Source organism: Streptomyces sp. NBC_00287, assembly GCF_036173105.1.
Taxonomy (GTDB): Bacteria; Actinomycetota; Actinomycetes; order Streptomycetales; family Streptomycetaceae; genus Streptomyces.
In genome coordinates this window covers 4,229,021-4,245,954 of sequence record NZ_CP108053.1, presented here as the reverse complement: position 1 = coordinate 4,245,954, position 16,934 = coordinate 4,229,021, and the positions used below count along the sequence as shown (strand labels likewise).

Genomic DNA, 16,934 nt, shown 5'->3' with positions numbered 1-16,934 from the left:
GCGGACCCGCCTACGCATTGAGCCAGAATGACGTGGAGTCGCCACAGCGAGGGGACGCACGGGGATGGCACAGCTGCCTGAGCGGGAGGCGGATGACCGGTTCGTCGGCCGGGAGGCCGAACGGGCCTCGTTCCTGGTGAACTTCGGGCTTCCACCGGGAGATCCGGACCGCCGCTCGCGTTTCCATGTGCGCGGTGATTCCGGCGTCGGAAAGACGTTCCTGGTCGAGGAGTTGAAGCGGCTGGCGCGGAAACACGGAGCGCTCACGGCGTATGTCGACGAGGACGCCGGGAGCGTGCCGGACGCACTGGAGGTGATCTCTCGTCAGTTCGCCGCGCAGGGCCGGAGAATGAAGTCGCTGGAACGTCGGCTGGCCGTGTACCGCGAGCGGCGGCGCGAGGCGGAGGCGGCGCTGCGGGCGCAGGAGCCGGAGCCCGCGTCCGCCGGGAGCAGAACAGCCGTCGAACTGGGCATGGGCGTCCTGGAGACCGCCGTGCCGGGAGGCGCGCTACTCACCCGGGCCCTGCCCGCCGATCTGATCGCCCAGGGCGCGGACCGGCTGCGGGCCGGACTCAGCACCCGCTTCCGCAACGCCGATGACATCGACCTCGTCCTGCACCCGGAGGCCGCACTCACCCCGGTCCTGCTCCGTGAACTGCGCGCCGCCGCCTCCGCCGTACCGCGGATCGTCCTGTTCTTCGACACCTACGAGCGGACCGGGCCGTTCCTGGACCCATGGCTGCACGGCCTGTTCAGGAAGCGGGACGAGCACGGTGGACCGCCGGACGAGGTCGTCGTGGTCACCGCCGGCCAACTGCCCCTGCCGACAGGCCGCTGGAACGGTGTCGTGGAGCTGCCGCTCGCCCCGTTCACCGATGTCGAAGCACGTGAACTCCTCGCCGGGAGAGGGGTGGTGGCCGAGCCGGTGGTCGCCGAGGTGCTGCGCGTGACCGGTGGGCTGCCCGTCCTCGTGTCGACCCTCGCCGAGAAGCGGCCCGACGGCCCGGAGCAGATCGAGGACCCCAGCGCCGACGCCGTGGAACGGTTCCTGCGCGCCGAGCCCGAGGTCCGCCATGACGTCGCCCGGCTCTGCGCGCTGCCCCGCTGGCTGGACGGAGACGTCTTCCGGATCCTGGTCGATCTACCGGACGGCGAACTCGACGCGCAGTACCGGTGGTTGAGGGGGCTGCCCTTCGTGGGGGAGCGCGGCGGGCGGGTGCGGTACCACGACGTCGTACGGGAGCCGATGCTGCGGCAGGAGCGGCTGCACTATCCGCGCCGGTGGCGAGAACGGCACCGGCGGCTGGCGGCGGCGTTCGGTGAGTGGCGGGAGGACGTGGGGGAGAGCCGGGAGTGCGAGGACCTCTGGGCGGACGAGGAATGGCGGGCCCTGCGACTGGAGGAGACGTATCACCTGCTCTGCGCCCGGCCGACGGCTGCACTCGCCGACGCGCTCAGGCTGTTCGTCGAGGCCTGCCGCGAGGACGAGGTCGAAGGCCGCCGCTGGGCCCGCATGCTCCAGGACGCGGGCACTGCCACGGACCACACTCAGTCGGCCGACTGGGGCCGGGAGTTGGGCGAGGCGCTCGACGACGAGGGCGGCCTGGCCCGCGCCCTGGACCTGCTCCTGACCCGCCCGGGCCTGGACCCGCGCGGGCGGGCCGCGGCCCACTGGCTGCGCGGCCGTGAGTGGCGCCATGAGCGGGAGTACGGGCGTGCGCTGGAGGAGTACGACCGGGCGATCGAACTGGACCCGGACGCACCCCTCGCCCACTACGGCCGGGGCCTCACCCTCCAGCTCATGGACGACTTCCCGCCCGCCCTGACCGCCCTCGACCGCGCCGACGCACTGTCTCCCGACACCGGCTGGATCATCGCCGAGCGCGCCGAGACCTACCGCCTGGCCGGCCGCTACGAGGAGGCCCTCGCCGACTTCGACCGCGCCCTCGCCCTCGATCCGACCGACGCGGGCTCTCTGACCGGGCGGGCCGTGTGCCGGCATGTGCTCGGGCGGTACGACGAGGCACTCGCCGACTTCAACCGCTCGTTCGCCATCGACGACGATCTGTGGACGCTGATCCGCCGAGCCCGACTGCGCGTCAGCCGAGGCGAGTTGGAGCAGGCATACGCCGACTTCGATCTCGCGGTCGCCCGTGCCCCCGACGTGGCCTGGGTCGCCTCGGAGCGGGGTGACACCTACCGTCTGGCGGGCCGCTACGAGGACGCGGTCACCGAACTGGGCCGTGCGATCTCCCTGGACCCGGACCATGCCTCGGCGTTGGCGAGCCGGGGCGCGGCGCTGGGCGAACTCGGCCGTGGCGAGGAGGCGCATGCGGACCTGGACCGCGCGATCGCGCTGCGGCCCGGATACGCCTGGGCGCTGGTGATGCGGTCCCGGGCGAAGAACCTGAACGGCGACGAGGCGGGCATGTTCGTCGACCTGGAGGCGGCCGTGGCAGCGGCCCCGGACGCGGTGTGGATCCGCCGCGAACTCGGCTCGGAGTACTTGGACGCGGGGCGCCACGAGGAGGCGATCGCCGCCCTGCGCCGCTGCCTGGAACAAGACCCCGAGGACCCCAACTCCTGGGCGATCCTGGGCGCGGTCCACCGTGCCCGTGACGACTACGCCGAGGCGCTACGGCACCTGGACCGGGCCCTCGCCCTGTCCTCCGAATACGGCTGGGCATACGCCCAGCGCGCCCGGGTGGGCCTCGCGACGGGCCGCACGGACCAGGCGCTCGCGGACCTCGACCGCTGCGTGTCCTTGGACAGGGAGCCGGACTGGGCCCGCCGTAAGGCCGTCGAGCTGCTGATCCTCTGCGACCGCTGGGGGGAGGCCGAAGCCCGCCTCACCGACGACCTGGACGACCTGTCGTCCGAGCTGCATCGCCACGCGGGCCGCTGGACCGAGGCCCTCAGCGCCGCGGAACGCCTCCGCGCGGGCGACGAACCGCTCGCGGGCCACTTCGAGGTGGCGCTGACCGTGAGCAGATCGGAAGGCCTGCCCGCAGCGGCGCCCCTGTGGCGGGAACTGATCCGCCTGCTACCGGAGGACCTGGGGCCCCTCGAACACGCCGAGGCCCGCTGCTTCACCGGCTGCGCCCTCTCCGACCCGACCACCGCCGAACAGGGCCTCGCGGGGGTACTGGCCCTGGACCCCGACTGGCTGTCCCTGGCCAACCTGGCGTCCACCCTTACGGACCTGAAAGAGAGCCCGGGCGCGGACATTCCCTTGATCACGGTCTGCCTGGAACCCCTCGTCGAGGCCAGGGACGCGGTTCAGGCGCGTTATGCGGAGTAGGTCTTGAGGAACGTGGACCAGGCGTCGTCGGTGAAGGTGAGGCGTCCGACGGTTGTGTCCTTGGAGTCGCGTACGTGGATGGTGGGGGCGGTGGGGGATATCGCGACCTCGACGCAGTCGGGTTCGTCGGTGCCGCTGTAGCTGCTCTTGAACCACGTCAGCACGGGGGTGGTCATGTCTCTTCTCCCAGAAGTTTCTCGATGAAGGCCAGCGACTCCCGAGGCGAGAGGGCCTGCGCCCGGATCATGCCATAGCGCATCTCCACGACCTGGGCTTCCCGGGGATCACTGATCACTCGACCGTACTGCTCTGCCGCCAAGTACCCCAGTGTCTTGCCGTCCCGAAGTTTCAGCACGCGGAACGAACCGGACACGTACGCGTGGTCCCCTCGGCTTGTGGGCATGACCTGGATCTCCACATGCCGCAACCTGCCGATATCCAAGAGATGTTCGAGCTGCTGTCGTAGCACCACCCTGCCCCCGACCGGTCTCCGCAGCGTGGCCTCTTCCTGGACGAAGGTGAGGAACGGCCGGGGTGTTCGCTCGAAGACGACCTTGCGTGCCATGCGTGCGGCGACGCGTCGCTCGATCTCCTCCTCCGTATAGGCAGGCAGCCGCGCCTCGTTCAACGCCTGTGCGTACTCGGGTGTCTGGAGCAGACCGTGGATGTGAAGGGCGGTATAGGCGCCCATCTCCACGGAGTCGTCCTCCAACTTCGCCAGATCGCGCACGTTCTTCGGATACCGGGCCTCCTCCACGTCCTTCCTCATCGCGGAGACCTTGCCGCCCGCCCCGGTCACCTCATCCGTCTTGTCCAGGAAATCGGGCTTGGGGATCCGCACCCCCCGTTCCACGGCCGAGACCATGTCCCCGCCGTACCCGATCGCGTCTCCGAGTTCCGCTTGTGTCAGTGCGGCGGCCTCGCGCCACATTTTGATCTGTCGCCCGACGGTCTTGAGTACGGCCGCAGCTTCCTCATCCTCCATACAGCTCAGCGTAGGAACAGGCCGTGGCGCCGGGGGAGTTGAGCGCAGACGTCACTCGAAGGGGTGCTCGACTCGCCCGGGTCCCGCAGATCCCCGATCCGGTTGCCGGCGGCGTGGCCCTGGATCGCGGGAGTCCACGACCCGGTCGGGCCCGACGCAAAGACCAAAGAACCGGGGAAAGAACCCAACCCGCCCCACCGCCCCCGGCGATCACCCACGAGGGTGAACATCCTCAACTCAATTGGCGCGGAAGGGACTTCATGGTGCAGCCTCAGCCGCAACAACTGCAGACATGCATCGGCCCTCGCCGGGACTGGCATCCCAGTGCGAGGGCCTGATCACCAAGGAAGAAAGCACCCGCTTCCCGATGACTGACGAGCAGCCTAGCGCGCCCTCGCGCGCCAAGTCCGGCCATTCCCGCACCGGCGTCACCCACGTGAACGAACCCCACCACGACAACTTCACCGTGGTCGGCAACCACCTCGCCCAGCACCCGGATCTCTCCCTGATGGCGATCGGCCTGGCGGTGCACATCCAGTCGCTGCCCGACGGAGCCCCCATCGGAATCAAGGCGCTGACGGCGAAGTTCCCCGAGGGCGAGATCCGGATCGCCGCGGCGCTGCGGGAGTTGGAGCAGCACGGGTACCTGGCACGCATCAAGGAGCGTCTTCAATCGGGCCGATTCGTGACCCGGACGTACTCGTACAACTTGCCGCGGCGTACGACGCTCAGGGCAGCGGCAGCGCCCGAACCCCGCCCGACGGCGACGCCGGGGCCCGCCGCCGACCTCCTCACCGGACTGCGCGCCCACGACGCGCGCCTGCTGCTGACCGAACGGGACGTGGACCGCCTGGCTCCGGCAGTAGAGGCCTGGCTGGAACGAGGAGTGCCCGCCACAGCGGTACAACACACCCTGACGTCCGGCCTCCCCCAGGAACCCATCCGCCACCCGGCGGCCTTCCTGTCCCGCCGCCTGACCGACCTCCTCCCACCGCACCTCCCGGCCACCCCGCAACCCCTCCGCCCGGCCCCCCTCCAGACCTGCGACGCCTGCGACCGCGCTTTCCGCTCCCCCCACCCGGGCAGATGCCGCGACTGCCGACCGGCCCAGGCGCCTGAGCGGAGCGTGGCGTAACCATGCCGGACGCGCGTCATGAGCGACAGCCTCCACGGACCGCTGATCCCGATGCCTGAGCTGACCCCCGACGCACTTCGGAGCGCGGTCGGGCGGATCGCCCCCAGCAGGCTTCCGGCGCTCACCCAGCATCTCTTCGAGGCGACGACCAACGCCCAGCAGACCCAGAGCCTCGCTCCCCTCCGCGCCTTCGTGCACTCCTGGGCCGTGTTCGTCGCGATCGAACGCCACCCGGCGCGTGCCGCGCGGTTGCGGGACCTGGAGCGCATCGTGGACGCCGGCGAGCAGGACCCGTCCGAGGCCATGGCCGAGATCCGCGCGATCCGGGAGGCGGCCGAGTCCGAAGTCGGGCTGTGACCGCAACGTCACTCGGTACGGGTGAAAACTGAACACTCGGGCTCAATAACCGCCACTTACCGCACACCCCGCATACCCTTCCGCCCCCTGAACCGACCGTTCCTGGTCGATTACAGTGCTGAACGTGGGTGCGACAGCGGGCGCCGTCTGGGGCCGTTCCGAGCAGCAGGACTTCCGTAGCCGGGTGCGCGGAACGATGCTCGGGGTCGCCGTGGGCGATGCGTTGGGCGCGCCCGTGGACGGGATGAGCCTGGAGGAGATCAGGGAGGCGTACGGCGCCGAGGGCCTGGTCGATCTGGGGCTCGGGTACGGGCGGCGGGGTGCTGTGACGCACCTCACTCAGCTGACCCTCTTCTCGGTCGACGGGCTGATACGGGCCCAGGTCCGCCGGGACACGGGCGCCTGGCATCCGCCGACGGATCTGCACCGGGCGTACCTGCGGTGGGCGGCCACTCAGCGGGACTGGGGTCCGGACGAGCGGCGCAAAGAAGACGGCTGGCTGGCGCGCGAGGAGTGGCTGTACGCCCGCCGCGACGCCGCCCGATCGCTGCTGATCGGCTTCGGCGACGAGGCGATGGGCACCCTGGAGGCGCCGAAGAACCTGGGCGAGGCGGGACCGGAGGCGGCGGCGAGGTCGGCGCCCTTCGGCCTCCTGGTCGGCTGGGAGCCCCAACTGGTGGCCCAGCTGGCGATCGAGTGCGCGGCACAGACGCACGGCCACCCGGTCGGATACCTGTCGGCGGGCGCGTACGCGATCATCGTGCACGCCTTGGCCTGCGGCGAGAGCCTCGACGGCGCGGTGCAGCGGGCGCTGGCGCTGCTGGCGGCCCGCTCCGGCCATCAGCCCGTCTCGGACGCGCTCCAGCACGCGCTGGGGGCGGTGCGCCAGGGGATGCCGACCCCGGCCCGGGTCGAGGAACTGCTGGGTGAGGGCACGGCGGAGGGCGTACTGGCGGTGGCCGTGTACTGCGCGCTGGTGGGCGAGGACGTACGCCACGGCCTGTGCCTGGCGATCAACCACGACGGCCCCTCGGGAGCGACAGGCGCCCTGACCGGTGGCCTCCTGGGCGCCCTGCACGGCGAAACGGCCCTCCCCCCGGCCTGGCTGGCCGAGCTGGAGGGCCGTCCCACGATCCTGGAACTGTCCGACGACTTCGCGATGGAGATGACCCAGGGCCCGGCCCTGCACGGTCCGGCGGGCTCCTCCCCGGGCTGGCTCGCCCGTTACCCGCGCGGCTGAGCCACCTCGTCCACGGGGTCGGCCGGAGCCGGAACCGCCGCGGCGGCCGATCCGTCGTCGTCGGAGTTGACCTTGTCGATGATCGCCATCCGCTCCGGGGTGTCCTCCGGCTTCACGAAGCCGATCAGGATGTACAGCACCAGGGACACGGCGAGCGGGATGGACACCTGGTACTGCAGCGGTACCCCGCCGTCCACGTTCCAGTGGATCGGGTAGTTCACCAGCCAGAACGCCAGCAGACCCAGAGACCATGACGTCAGCGCGGCCGTCGGACCCGAGCGGCGGAACGGCCGTAGCAGCCCCAGCATCATCGGGATCGCCATCGGGCCCATCAGACCGGCCACCCACTTGATGACCACCGTGATGATGTCCCCGAACGTCGGCGAGTTGACCTGCGTCGCCGCCGCCATGGACAGGCCCAGGAAGACCACGGTCGTCACCCGCGCCACCCGCAGCCCCTGCCCCTCGCTCCAGCTCCGCGCCCGACGCCAGATCACCGGTGCGCAGTCCCGAGTGAACACCGCCGCGATGGCGTTGGCGTCGGAGGAGCACATCGCCATGGTGTGGGAGAAGAAGCCGACGATGACCAGGCCCAACAGGCCGTGCGGGAGCAGCTGTTCCGTCATCAGGCCGTACGAGTCCGAGCCGTCCGGCTTCTGCGACTCGACCAGCAGCGGCGACATCCACATCGGGAAGAACAGCACCAGCGGCCAGACCAGCCACAGAATCGCCGACAGCCGCGCCGACCGCTCCGCCTCCTTCGCGTTCCGGGTCGCCATGTACCGCTGCGCCTGGTTGAGCATGCCGCCGTTGTACTCGAACAGCTTGATGAAGAGGAAGGCGAGCAGGAACACCGTTCCGTACGGCCCCACCAGCGGCTCGCCGTGGCCCTGGAGTTCCGGCTCGTCCCACGCGCCGAAGAAGCCGATGCCCTTGTCGTCCAACTCCACGACGACGGCCACGAACATCGCGATACCGGCCAGCAACTGAATGACGAATTGCCCGAGTTCCGTCAGCGCGTCCGCCCACAACCCGCCGATCGTGCAGTACACCGCCGTGATGCAACCCGTGATCAGGATCCCCTGGTTCAGCGAGATCCCGGTGAACACCGACAGCAGCGTCGCGATCGCCGCCCACTTCGCACCCACGTCGACGATCTTCAGCAGCATCCCGGACCAGGCGAGTGCCTGCTGCGTCTTCAGGTCGTACCGGTTCTTCAAGTACTCCAGCGGGGAGGCCACATGGAGCCGTGAGCGCAGCCGGTTGATCCGCGGGGCGAACAGCTTCGACCCGATGGCGATGCCCAGGGCGATCGGGAAGGACCAGGTGACGAAGGAGGTCACGCCGTAGGTGTAGGCGATGCCCGCGTAGCCCGTGAACATCACCGCGCTGTAGCCCGACATATGGTGCGAGATGCCGGAGAGCCACCAGGGCATCTTCCCGCCGGCGGTGAAGAAGTCGCTCACGTTGTCGACGCGTTTGTGCGACCAGATGCCGATCGCCACCATCACGCCGAAATAGCCGATGAGCACGGCCCAGTCGAGACCGTTCATGTGCGCCCTCCCAGGGTTCAGCCCGGCGCTCATCGTGGGCGCTGCCTCGTGAACACGACAAGCAGGCGTAAGGTCAAGGGGAGGTAAAAGTATTCGACATGATGGTTCTGGTTCACATCTATGAACTCACCGCATCAGCTCCCCCGCGTTGACCAGCAAAGACTGTCCCGTGATCGCCCGCGCACGATCCGACACCAGGAACACCGCCGCGTCCGCCACATCCCCGTCCGTGGCGAGCTCCGGCAACGCCATCCGATCGGTCAGCCGCTTGCGTACGGCGGACTCCTCGACCCCCTCCGACTGCGCCGCGAACCGCACGTACGCCCGCACCGGCGGCCCCCACATCCACCCCGGCAGCACGGTGTTGACCCGGATCCGATACGGCCCGAGCTCCCGCGCCAGCGAGTACATCGCGCTGGTCAGCGCCCCCTTGGACGCGGCGTACGCGGCCTGCCGTACCTGCGAGGGAGCGGCCACCGCCGACTGGGTCCCGATGAACACCACAGAGCCGCCGCCCGATTTGAGTGCCGGCAGGCAGGCCCGCGTCATCCGCAGCGACCCCAGCAGATTCACGTCGATCACCTGCTGCCAGGTCGGGAAGTCCGCGTCCTCCAGACCGCCGAAGTACCCGTCCCACGCGGCCACATGGACGACCGCGTCGATCCGCCCGAACCGCTCTCGCGCCAGGCCGGCGAGCGACTCGCACTGCGCCTCGTCGGTGATGTCCGTCGTCCGGTACGCCGTATGCGCCCCGTCCGGATCGATCTCGGCCGCGCTCTTGGTGAGGTTGGCCTCCGTACGCGCCCCGAGGACCGCGTTCCCCCCGTCCCGTATGACCGCCGCCGCCACCTGATGCCCGAGTCCGGGCCCCACTCCCGAGACGACGACTGTCCTGCCGTAGAGCAGCGACATCGCGGACTCCCCTCTCTGGCCAAATATCTGACGGAGCGTCAGAGTATGAGCGACGCGAGGAAAGGGGAACGCCATGGACACCCGCAGCGACGTCTACGCCGAACTCGCCGCCGTCGGCCCGTACGGAGTCCGCCCGGGCCATGCCCTGATCACCATGGTCGAACCGCACCCGGGCCATGAGTACGCCTACAACCGCTGGTACGAGGACGACCACTACTACGCCGGCGCCATGGCCATGCCCTGGATGTACGCGGGCCGCCGCTGGGTCGCCACCCGCGATCTGCAACTCCTGCGCGCGCCCGAGAAGTCGGCCGTTGCCCAGCCCGTCACCGCGGGCTGCTACCTCTCGACGTACTGGATCACCGATGGCCGCTACGACGACCACATGAAGTGGACCGTCGCCATCAACAAGCGTCTCAACCGCGACGCCCGCGTCTACCAGGACCGCACCCACGTCTTCACCGCCTTCCAGGACCACGAGGCGACGGTGTACCGGGACGGGGCGGCCGGGCCGCGGGACTTCCACGCCCTGGACCATCCGTACGCCGGCCTGGTGTTGGAGGTCATCGACGCCGAATCGGCCGAGCAGCGGGCCGAGTTGACCGAGTGGCTGCGCTCACGGAACCTCCCGAAGCGCCTCGCGGGGTCCCCGGCCGCCATGGTGACGATCTTCCGGCCCACGCCCCTGCCCGGCGACCGGATGACCTACGTCAAGCAGGTCGAGGGCGTGGAAACACGGCTGACCCTGCTGTGGTTCCTGGAGGCGGATCCCAGGGAGTGCTGGGACCCGTACTTCACGGGGCTCGACACGATGGAGGGCCTGGGGCGGCTGGAGCTGCTCGCGCCGTTCGTGCCGACGGTTCCGGGCACCGACAAGTACGTGGACCAGCTGCGCTGAAGGGAGCTACTTCAGCGCGTCCGGACACGGAGTGCCGCGCGGTACGTCGTACGGCGCGGCCAGCCGGTAGGTCCCCGCCTTCGGGGCCACCAGCATGGTCCACTTGTCGCCCAGCGCGTCCTCGTCCGTCTCCATCAGGCAGCCGTTGACGTTGTCGTACGACTTCGGCTCACCGTCGGGACGGTCCTTGGAGGCCTCTGTCTCCTTCGGCGGATCGAGCTTCTTGCCCTCGGCGTCGACGATGCTCAGCCACGGCGAGTACGGGATCCGGATCAGCACCCGCCCCGGCTCGCTCACCCGCATCGTCCACTCGCCCTGCTCGGCCCGCTCCACCACGGTGTTCGGCTCGGCGAGCGGCGCCGGGTCGATCACCTGGAAGAGCTGCCAGTTGGTGTCGCCCCACACCTGCTTCAGATACGGCATCCCGCGCTGCACCAGCTCCCGCTCGCGCTCACCGCCGTCACCGTCCGGCTCGTCCTTCGGCACCACCACGAAGTGCACCGCCCAGCGGTTCAGCCACTCCAGATAGTTCGCCGAGTTCAGGGTGTCGTCGTAGAAGAGCGGATTGCGCTCCATGTCGGCCTGGCGGTTCCAGCCACGGGCGAGGTTGACGTACGGCGCGAGCGCCGAGGCCTCGCGGTGGGAGCGGGCCGGTACGACCTCCACCCGGCCCTTCTCGGCGCCGACCTCCTGGAGCTCATTGACCAGCGGCGCCAGTTCACGGGCCCAGGAGGCGGCCGGGGTGGTGTGCACGATGTCGTCGACCGACTTCACGCCGATCCACACGTTGAACCCGACGAGGGCCAGCACGGTGACGTACCACTTGCGGGTGCGCGGCACCGTGAAGGGCAGCGCCGCCGCCAGGGCCACACCCGCGAACAGCATCGAAAGCCGGGTGATGTTGGAGCCGATCTGCGAGCTGATCAGCCACACCAGGACGACCGACAGCGCGTAGACCGCCGCGGTCAGCCGGACCGTCGTCCACTCCTTGGGGACGAGGAAGAGCACCAGGACCGAGGAGGCGAACGGCAGGATCACCGAAGCGAACATCATCGGCTGCGTCCCGGAGAACGGGAACAGCCACGCCGATACGGCCACCACCGCGCTCGGCGCGAGCCCCAGCGCCCAGGCGCCGGGCCGCCGCTTCTGGAGGAACAGCGCCACCGCCACCAGACCCACGAAGAGACCGGCGACCGGCGAGGCCATCGTCGCGAGCGCGGCCAGCGGGGCGGCGCACAGCGCCTTCGCCCAGCGCTTGTAGCGCCAGCGGTACGGCCAGCAGAACACGACCGCGACCGCGCCGAGCGCGAACACCGTGCCGAGACCGTAGGTGACCCGCCCCGAGGCCGCGTTGCACAGCAGCGCGAACACCCCGGTCAGCGCGGCCCACAGCGGATTGCGGACGGACCGGCTGCGGATGAGGACGAGGGTGAGCAGGCCCGCGGAGACGGTCCCGGCGATCATCATCGTCGTACGGACGCCCAGCACCGACATCAGATACGGCGAGACCACGCTGTACGACACCGGGTGCATCCCGCCGTACCAGGCCAGGTTGTACGCCGAGTCCGGGTGCCGGCCGACGAACTCGGCCCAGGCGTCCTGGGCCGCGAGATCGCCGCCGCTGTTGGCGAACGTGAAGAACCAGACGATGTGCAGGACGCCCGCCAGGGCGGTGATGGACAGAACGGGGTGACGCAGCAGACGCTCACGTACGGTGAGGAAGACGGCGGCCGTGGGCGAGTGGTCCTCGCTCGCGGGCACGCGTATTCGCGGGCCGGTTTCCGGGCCCGCAGCGGCGTCGTCGGCGCGTGTCGGCTCCGTGGTGACCACCGTTAAGGCACTCCCCGTGGTGTCCTGTCTTCTGTTCTGGCCGCGTCCCGTTTCCCGCGTGTTGTCGGCCCTGTCCTAGAGGGTTTTCCGGCCGTGCCTTGTGAGCGACGACCTGACCCGATTCGTGACGCTAGCACGCAGCCCGCCGACCGGCTCCCGGGTGGGGGCCGTCGGCGGGCTGTGCGCGCCGGGGGATCAGCTGACGCGGATCAGCTTGTCCGTGAAGCCGGGCTCGACCAGGTCGCTCTGGAGTGCCACCGGCACCTTGACCGCGCCCGCGGTGCCGCCGTCGCCGACGGTGAGCGTGCCCACCTTCGTGCCGGCCCTCGCCTCGTGCGGTACGGCGTCGGCCTTGAAGTCCAGCTCCACCTTCAGGCCCGCCCAGCCGACCGCCTTGACGTCCTTAGTCGCCACGACCGGGGTACGGCCGCCGAGGCCGTCGTCGACGTATCCGACGACATCGCCCTTCTTCAGCAGCGTCGCCGACTCCAGGGCGCCCTGGGCGGCCCGGATCAGCTGGTCGCCGGAGTCGAGCGCGGCGGCGAGGATGCCGCCGCCGACGTCCGGCTGGCGCAGCACGGCACCGACGATGGTCCGCGTCTCACCGCCGACCTCCTGCTTCGCGGCGAACATGAGGTTGCCGAGCGCGGAGGTGGTGGTGCCGGTCTTGATGCCCACGACGTTGTTCTTGCCGACCAGCTGGTTCCAGTTGCCGTGGTTCTCGCCCTTGTAGTCGTCGTACGACATCATCGCGGAGACCTCGCGGAAGGCGGGATCCTCCATCGCGGCCTTGGCCAGCTTCATCTGGTCCACGGCCGTGCTGACCGTCGTGTTGTTCAGGCCCGAGGGGTCGGTGTACGTCGTGTTGGTCATGCCGAGGTCCTCGGCGGCGGCGTTCATCTTCTCCACGAACGCCTTCTCGGAACCGGCGTCCCAACGGGCCAGGAGACGCGCCACGTTGTTCGCGGACGCGATGAGGATGCTCTCCAGGGCCTCGCGCTGGGTGATGGAGTCGCCCGCGGTCACCTTGACGGTCGACTCCCCTTCCGCGGTCGCCTGCTCCTCGGCCGCCTGGTCGATCTCGATCTTCGGGCCTTCCTCGCCGCTCTTGAGCGAGTGGTCGCGAAGGATGACATACGCGGTCATGACCTTGGCAACGCTGGCGATCGGCACGGGCTTCTGGTCGCCGGAGGAGCCGAAGGATCCGATGCCCTGGACGTCGAGCGCGGCCTGTCCCTCGGCGGGCCAGGGGATGTCGACCTCGGAGCCGTCGAAGGTGTACGTGGACTCCGCGGTGAGGTCCAGGGTGGGGGTCGGGAGCGGTCGTACGGCCTGCACGATCGCGAACACGACGACGAGCAGGAGGACCAGGGGGGTCCAGATCTTGACCCGTCGGACCAGATTGCGGACGGGGGTGTCCGGGGGCGGCGGGGTGTTCGTCAGCTCGGCGAGCAGGTCCAGCGGGGGCTTGGGGGGGAGCGGTTGCTGGGTGGTGCGCTCGGGGCCGACGTGGGGGATGGCGGTGGTGACGTCGGGCTTGAGGGCGACGAACTTGCTCGTGGGCTGGTCCACGGCGGGCGGGCGGGGGGCGCGGATGGCGGTGGTGGGGTGGTCTACGGCCTTGGCTGCGGGTGCGTCCCGCTTCGCGTCCTCGGCGGCGTCTGCGGCCGCGGGTGCGTCCCGCTTCGCGTCCTCGGCGTCTGCGGCCGCGGGCTCGTCGTGCGGTGCGTCCTCGGCTTCGCCTTCGGCCGTGTCGTTCCCACCCGCACCACCCGTGCTGGCTTCGTCGTCGGGTGCGGGTGGCCCCTGTGGGGCTTCCTCGTCGTCGGCGGCCTCGGGTGCGTCCTCGGTTTCGGCCTCGTCCTCGTCGGCCGCGGCTTCCGGCTCGTCGTCCGCTGCGGCTTCGGTCTCCGGCTCCGAGTCCTCGTCCTCGGCTTCTGCCTCGGGCTCGGTCTCGGTCTCGTCCTCGGGCTCAGGCTCGGTCTCGTCCTCAGGCTCGTCCTCGGAGGCGGCTTCGTTCTGTGGCTCCTCCTCGGGTGCCTCCTCCTCGGGTGCCTCCTCCTCGGCCTCTTCCGTCGGCTCCTCGGGCTCTGTCGGCTTCTCGTCGCCCTTGGACACCCATGCCGCCACCGCGGCCCGCAGGCGGGCGTCTCCGGAGTCGGGCTCCTCCGCCTCCGCCTCCGGCTCGGGCGTCGCCGGCTTTCGGGCTTCTGCCAGGTCGCTTGCCGAGAGGATGCGGGTCGCTGTGTCCACGCCTCCGCGGGTCATTGCCAGGCGGGGGTCGGTGGATTCGTTCCGGGCTTCCGGAACCGGACCCGCGCTCCCCGACGTCGGTTCTGCCGACGACTCGCGCTGCTTCGAACTGTCGGGGGACTCGCCCGCCACCGATGCCTCCTAAACCCGTGAACCGACGTAATCGTCTGAATTGTCTGAACCGCCGCCGCCCGGACCCCGCTCCAACGCGCTGTCCGAACCATGTACCAGTGTCCTGTGTGCGGGCTTGACTGACGCGGTAGACGAGAACGACATACCTACTGGTTCCCTTACAAACAGGTCACGCACCCTCGACAGATGAATGTGAGAGGGGTCACCCTGTCATTCATCCACGCGGGGAGGCATGGATGGGCAGGAGCCGCAGAACAATTCCGGAGGAGCTTCTGCTGCTGGCACTGGACCCGGCCACGGGTACCACTGCACAGCCGCAGTCGCTCGACCTCGGTCTGGCCGGAGCACAGCTAGTGGAGCTGGCGCTGGCCGGACGGATAGCCCCTGACGGGGATCGTATCGCCGTGGTCGTACCACGGCCGACTGGAGATCCGACTTTGGACTGTGCGTTGGAGTTGCTGCGCAGGCGTGGCGCTCCCGTGCGTGCCGTCCATTGGATTGGCGGGCCCCGGCTGGGGCTGCGCCAGACCTACCTCTCGCATCTGGAGCGGTGCGGCATGGTGCATGCCGTGGCCGGACAGATGTGCGGGGTGTTGCCGACCACTCGCTACCAGGCGAGCGACAACGAGATCAGCCGAGAGATCAGGGCCCGGCTGGACTCCGCGATCCGTACCGGCGTACCGCCGGACCCGCGGACCGCGGCGCTTGCCGCACTGGCGCATGCGGTCGGCCTCGGCAAGCACCTGTATCCGGGCAATGAGGGCAGGTCCTCAAGGTCCCGGCTGCGGGACCTGATCAGGCACGACCCCATGGGCGGTCTCGTCGCGCACGCCGTGATGGACGTCCAGAACGGCGTCGCGGCCCAGCCGCGTCGCAGCCCCGCTCCAGCCGGCCGCCAGCCGGCCCCCGGAGGCAGGGCCGCACCGGAACCCGCTCGTGGCGTTCCGATGCAACCGCGCCGAGGCTCGATGGCGCGCGTCGTGGCCCACTGAGCCGCAGTTCCACGACCCGCACCAATCGGCAGCTACGCCGCACCGCAGTCCCCAAAGGCCCGGTACGGGAGCCGCTGGTCCGCGCGGGGTGGCGGGACCGTATGTGTCCGGACGACGACACGGTCCCGCCGCCCCGCGCGGCCGCATGTGCGGACGGCTTGCGTCCATGCCCCGAACTGGCGTGTATGCAGCGCATATCCACCGTTTCCCAGCGGTAGAAAGCACCTTGGTGGCAGTCTGCTCAACAGCAGATACGCAAAGTCGCAAGCAGTACATGCAGCCGGAGGTGCACGTCCCGTGGCGTCCAATGTCAATCCCACTGTCAGGCGCCGCCGGCTGGGTCAGGAGTTGCGCCGGCTCCGCGAGCTCAAGGGCATGACGGCCGAGGAAGTCGCCGAGCGGCTGCTGGTCTCCCAGTCGAAGATCAGCCGTCTGGAGAACGGCCGCCGCAGCATCAGCCAGCGCGACGTCCGCGATCTGTGCGGGGTCTACGAGGTCGAGGACGTCCGGATCGTCGACTCCCTGATGCAGATGGCCAAGGACTCGCGCCAGCAGGGCTGGTGGCACTCCTTCGGCGACATCCCGTACAGCGTCTACATCGGCCTGGAGACGGACGCGGCGAGTCTTCGGGTGTACGACCCCCAGGTCGTCCCCGGTCTGCTGCAGACCCGGACGTACGCGGAGGCGCTGATCGCGGGCGCGCTGCCGGAGACCGCGGCCGCCGAAGTCGAGAAGCGTGTCCAGGTGCGGCTGCGCCGGCAGGAACGAATCATCGCCCCGGACAACCCGCTGCGCCTGTGGTCCGTCCTGGACGAGGCCGCCCTGCGTCGGGTGGTCGGCAACCGCTCCCTCATGCGCGAACAGTTGGAGTACCTGGTCGAGCAGTCGCAGCTGCCGCACGTCACCGTGCAGGTGATCCCCTTCGACATGGGCGCCCATCCCGGCCTGAACGGGCAGTACGCGATCCTGGAGTTCCCGGACGCGGCCGATTCCAGCGTGGTCTACATCGAGGGCGTCACCAGCGATCTGTACCTGGAGAAGGCGAACGACGTCCAGAAGTACGCGGTGATGTACGAGCATTTGCGGGCGCAGGCGCTGAATGTGGACCAGTCCCGGCAGTTCATTGCGGACATCGCGAAGGAGTACGCCCGCTAGGGCCGAGGCTCTGGATCCTGCCCCCTGGGCAGAAGGAGGCGCACAGTACACCTTCGCCCGGCCAAGATGGAAGCTCCATTGGAATATGCCATCCGGTCGAGTGAATGGTCGCTTCATCAGCCGATGTTGGCGAGTAGCGTCGATCACGCCATCGAGCAACACCGTTGGCGCAATCTCAGCAACTCATCAAC

Annotated in this window: 13 protein-coding genes; 7 read left to right on the top strand and 6 right to left on the bottom strand. The window is 69.7% G+C overall.

Features of this window, described 5'->3' with window-relative positions:
• The first annotated feature begins 64 nt into the window (after positions 1-64).
• The gene (locus OHT76_RS19150; RefSeq protein ID WP_328872063.1) at positions 65-3,301 is read left to right on the top strand and encodes a tetratricopeptide repeat protein; all 3,237 of its coding nucleotides are present in this window, start codon (positions 65-67) and stop codon (positions 3,299-3,301) included.
• Here OHT76_RS19150 and OHT76_RS19145 read toward each other — a convergent pair.
• Together OHT76_RS19145 and OHT76_RS19140 are read right to left on the bottom strand one after the other, a co-directional pair.
• Complete coding sequence (locus OHT76_RS19145; protein ID WP_328872062.1) at positions 3,289-3,477, bottom strand: DUF397 domain-containing protein; 189 nt, start codon at positions 3,475-3,477, stop codon at positions 3,289-3,291. The two genes, OHT76_RS19150 and OHT76_RS19145, sit on opposite strands and share 13 nt — an antisense overlap.
• Positions 3,474-4,286, bottom strand: a complete 813-nt coding sequence (locus tag OHT76_RS19140; protein WP_328872061.1) for a helix-turn-helix domain-containing protein — start codon at positions 4,284-4,286, stop codon at positions 3,474-3,476. Before OHT76_RS19140 ends, OHT76_RS19145 begins: the two co-directional genes overlap by 4 nt.
• 367 nt (positions 4,287-4,653) lie before the next feature.
• On the opposite strand from OHT76_RS19140, the gene OHT76_RS19135 reads away from it, so the two are divergent.
• From OHT76_RS19135 to OHT76_RS19125, 3 genes are all read left to right on the top strand, one after another.
• Positions 4,654-5,421: a helix-turn-helix domain-containing protein gene (locus OHT76_RS19135; RefSeq protein ID WP_328872060.1), complete on the top strand. Its 768-nt coding sequence runs from the start codon at positions 4,654-4,656 to the stop codon at positions 5,419-5,421.
• An 18-nt stretch (positions 5,422-5,439) separates the two neighbouring features.
• Positions 5,440-5,778 (top strand): DUF6247 family protein, encoded by a 339-nt coding sequence (locus tag OHT76_RS19130; protein ID WP_328872059.1) that lies wholly within the window; start codon positions 5,440-5,442, stop codon positions 5,776-5,778.
• Positions 5,779-5,902: 124 nt separating this feature from the next.
• Positions 5,903-7,018: an ADP-ribosylglycohydrolase family protein gene (locus OHT76_RS19125; RefSeq protein WP_328872058.1), complete on the top strand. Its 1,116-nt coding sequence runs from the start codon at positions 5,903-5,905 to the stop codon at positions 7,016-7,018.
• On the opposite strand, the gene OHT76_RS19120 is transcribed toward OHT76_RS19125, so the two are convergent.
• Together OHT76_RS19120 and OHT76_RS19115 are read right to left on the bottom strand one after the other, a co-directional pair.
• On the bottom strand, positions 7,003-8,571 hold the full coding sequence (locus tag OHT76_RS19120; protein WP_328872057.1) for a sodium:solute symporter family protein: 1,569 nt from the start codon (positions 8,569-8,571) through the stop codon (positions 7,003-7,005). The genes OHT76_RS19125 and OHT76_RS19120 overlap by 16 nt on opposite strands.
• A gap of 126 nt (positions 8,572-8,697) precedes the next feature.
• On the bottom strand, positions 8,698-9,483 hold the full coding sequence (locus OHT76_RS19115; protein WP_328872056.1) for an SDR family oxidoreductase: 786 nt from the start codon (positions 9,481-9,483) through the stop codon (positions 8,698-8,700).
• A 73-nt stretch (positions 9,484-9,556) separates the two neighbouring features.
• On the opposite strand from OHT76_RS19115, the gene OHT76_RS19110 reads away from it, so the two are divergent.
• Positions 9,557-10,381 carry a hypothetical protein gene (locus OHT76_RS19110; RefSeq protein ID WP_328872055.1) on the top strand — a complete coding sequence of 275 codons (825 nt, stop codon included), beginning with the start codon at positions 9,557-9,559 and terminating at the stop codon, positions 10,379-10,381.
• 6 nt (positions 10,382-10,387) lie between these two features.
• On the opposite strand, the gene OHT76_RS19105 is transcribed toward OHT76_RS19110, so the two are convergent.
• Positions 10,388-12,211 carry an MFS transporter gene (locus OHT76_RS19105; RefSeq protein ID WP_328872054.1) on the bottom strand — a complete coding sequence of 608 codons (1,824 nt, stop codon included), beginning with the start codon at positions 12,209-12,211 and terminating at the stop codon, positions 10,388-10,390.
• A gap of 195 nt (positions 12,212-12,406) precedes the next feature.
• Complete coding sequence (locus OHT76_RS19100) at positions 12,407-14,464, bottom strand: D-alanyl-D-alanine carboxypeptidase (RefSeq protein WP_443049809.1); 2,058 nt, start codon at positions 14,462-14,464, stop codon at positions 12,407-12,409.
• A 368-nt stretch (positions 14,465-14,832) separates the two neighbouring features.
• On the opposite strand from OHT76_RS19100, the gene OHT76_RS19095 reads away from it, so the two are divergent.
• A complete protein-coding gene (locus tag OHT76_RS19095; protein WP_328872052.1) occupies positions 14,833-15,588 on the top strand; it encodes a GOLPH3/VPS74 family protein in 756 nt (251 codons plus the stop codon).
• Positions 15,589-15,885: 297 nt separating this feature from the next.
• Positions 15,886-16,743: a helix-turn-helix domain-containing protein gene (locus OHT76_RS19090; RefSeq protein WP_328872051.1), complete on the top strand. Its 858-nt coding sequence runs from the start codon at positions 15,886-15,888 to the stop codon at positions 16,741-16,743.
• Positions 16,744-16,934: the final 191 nt, after the last annotated feature.

Bases quoted from the DNA above. Each gene is read 5' to 3' on its own strand.
- OHT76_RS19150 (WP_328872063.1), top strand. From the start codon at position 65: ATGGCACAGCTGCCTGAGCGGGAGGCGGATGACCGGTTCGTCGGCCGG.
- OHT76_RS19145 (WP_328872062.1), bottom strand. From the start codon at position 3,477: ATGACCACCCCCGTGCTGACGTGGTTCAAGAGCAGCTACAGCGGCACC.
- OHT76_RS19140 (WP_328872061.1), bottom strand. From the start codon at position 4,286: ATGGAGGATGAGGAAGCTGCGGCCGTACTCAAGACCGTCGGGCGACAG.
- OHT76_RS19135 (WP_328872060.1), top strand. From the start codon at position 4,654: ATGACTGACGAGCAGCCTAGCGCGCCCTCGCGCGCCAAGTCCGGCCAT.
- OHT76_RS19130 (WP_328872059.1), top strand. From the start codon at position 5,440: ATGAGCGACAGCCTCCACGGACCGCTGATCCCGATGCCTGAGCTGACC.
- OHT76_RS19120 (WP_328872057.1), bottom strand. From the start codon at position 8,571: ATGAACGGTCTCGACTGGGCCGTGCTCATCGGCTATTTCGGCGTGATG.
- OHT76_RS19115 (WP_328872056.1), bottom strand. From the start codon at position 9,483: ATGTCGCTGCTCTACGGCAGGACAGTCGTCGTCTCGGGAGTGGGGCCC.
- OHT76_RS19110 (WP_328872055.1), top strand. From the start codon at position 9,557: ATGGACACCCGCAGCGACGTCTACGCCGAACTCGCCGCCGTCGGCCCG.
- OHT76_RS19095 (WP_328872052.1), top strand. From the start codon at position 14,833: ATGGGCAGGAGCCGCAGAACAATTCCGGAGGAGCTTCTGCTGCTGGCA.